Source organism: Sphingobacterium chuzhouense (assembly GCF_014692525.1).
Classification (GTDB): domain Bacteria; phylum Bacteroidota; class Bacteroidia; order Sphingobacteriales; family Sphingobacteriaceae; genus Sphingobacterium; species Sphingobacterium chuzhouense.
Genome location: NZ_JACNYL010000009.1, coordinates 1 through 1,294, shown reverse-complemented (window position 1 = coordinate 1,294; position 1,294 = coordinate 1). Strand labels below are relative to the sequence as shown.

The following is a 1,294-nucleotide window of genomic DNA, read 5'->3' as shown; positions in this document are numbered from 1 at the left end:
GTTGGTGCGGTAACGGCGCACCAAGGCGACGATGTCTAGGGGCTCTGAGAGGAGAAACCCCCACACTGGTACTGAGACACGGACCAGACTCCTACGGGAGGCAGCAGTAGGGAATATTGGTCAATGGGCGGGAGCCTGAACCAGCCATGCCGCGTGCGGGACGAAGGCCCTATGGGTCGTAAACCGCTTTTACACGGGAACAACCGCAGCTACGGGTAGCTGCCTGAGCGTACCGTGGGAATAAGGATCGGCTAACTCCGTGCCAGCAGCCGCGGTAATACGGAGGATCCGAGCGTTATCCGGAATTATTGGGTTTAAAGGGTGCGTAGGCGGCACTTTAAGTCAGGGGTGAAATACAGCGGCTCAACCGTTGCAGTGCCCTTGATACTGAAGTGCTTGAATGTGGCCGAAGGAGGCGGAACGGGACAAGTAGCGGTGAAATGCATAGATATGTCCCAGAACCCCGATTGCGAAGGCAGCTTCCTAGACCGTTATTGACGCTGATGCACGAAAGCGTGGGGATCGAACAGGATTAGATACCCTGGTAGTCCACGCCCTAAACGATGATGACTCGATGTTTGCGATATACAGTAAGCGTCCAAGCGAAAGCGTTAAGTCATCCACCTGGGGAGTACGGCCGCAAGGCTGAAACTCAAAGGAATTGACGGGGGCCCGCACAAGCGGAGGAGCATGTGGTTTAATTCGATGATACGCGAGGAACCTTACCCGGGCTTGAAAGTTAGCGGCGGTGCCAGAGACGGCACTTCCCTTCGGGGCGCGAAACTAGGTGCTGCATGGCTGTCGTCAGCTCGTGCCGTGAGGTGTTGGGTTAAGTCCCGCAACGAGCGCAACCCCTATGTCCAGTTGCCATCGGGTAATGCCGGGGACTCTGGACAGACTGCCTGTGCAAACAGTGAGGAAGGCGGGGACGACGTCAAGTCATCATGGCCCTTACGTCCGGGGCTACACACGTGCTACAATGGGCGGTACAGCGGGCAGCTACCTGGCAACAGGATGCGAATCCCCCAAAGCCGCCCACAGTTCGGATCGGGGCCTGCAACTCGGCCCCGTGAAGCTGGATTCGCTAGTAATCGCGTATCAGCAATGACGCGGTGAATACGTTCCCGGGCCTTGTACACACCGCCCGTCAAGCCATGAAAGCTGGGGGTGCCTAAAGCATGTAGCCGCAAGGAGCGTGTTAGGGCAATACCGGTAATTGGGGCTAAGTCGTAACAAGGTAGCCGTACCGGAAGGTGCGGCTGGAATACCTCCTTTCTGGAGCGTCCGGACCGGA

Annotated in this window: 1 rRNA gene; it reads left to right on the top strand. The window is 57.4% G+C overall.

Going from position 1 to position 1,294, the window contains the following annotated elements:
* A 16S ribosomal RNA gene (locus tag H8B21_RS20485) occupies window positions 1–1,275 on the top strand; the annotation flags it as partial.
* Between the last annotated feature and the right edge of the window lie 19 nt (window positions 1,276–1,294).